Below are 459 nucleotides of genomic sequence, written 5' to 3' on the forward strand. Positions count from 1 at the left end.
CAACCCGTGCGATCGAAATGGAGACTGACCGCACCCCCGTCATACCGGAGGGTTCGCGTATCCTCTTGCCCAGCCCTTTCGTCACCCCCGCGGTCGACGACGATGACCTTTAACGTCCGTTGCCGCACCATGCCGGGGAAGGCCCCGCGCCGCGCGCCGATCATCAGCGTCCGCTTGGCGTCGTCCCACACCAGATCATATTGCGCCGACTGCCCTTTCTCATAGGCATAGGTCTCGTTGTCGTCTTCATAGAGCGTGAAGCGACCGTCCGCTCCCGGATAGACGCGGATCTCATAAGGGGCATCGGGCCGCTCGGTCGCATATTGCAGCACGGGCCCCATCGGGACGATCGCCCCGGCGCGGACATAGAGGGGAATTACGTCGAGCGGCGCTTCGCGGGCAGCGGTCACGCCGCCGGGGTAGCGCTAGTTGGTCCAGAAATCATACCAGTCGTTCCCG

At 64.1% G+C, this 459-nt stretch carries 1 protein-coding gene; it reads right to left on the reverse strand.

Annotated features, from left to right (window positions below):
* On the reverse strand, positions 1-410 hold a 410-nt coding region (locus tag AACY45_RS28460), incomplete at its 3' end, for a DUF5110 domain-containing protein (protein ID WP_339548802.1).
* Positions 411-459 lie beyond the last annotated feature (49 nt).

This window comes from Pseudomonas sp. RA_35y_Pfl2_P32 (assembly GCF_963970735.1).
Taxonomy (GTDB): domain Bacteria; phylum Pseudomonadota; class Gammaproteobacteria; order Pseudomonadales; family Pseudomonadaceae; genus Aquipseudomonas.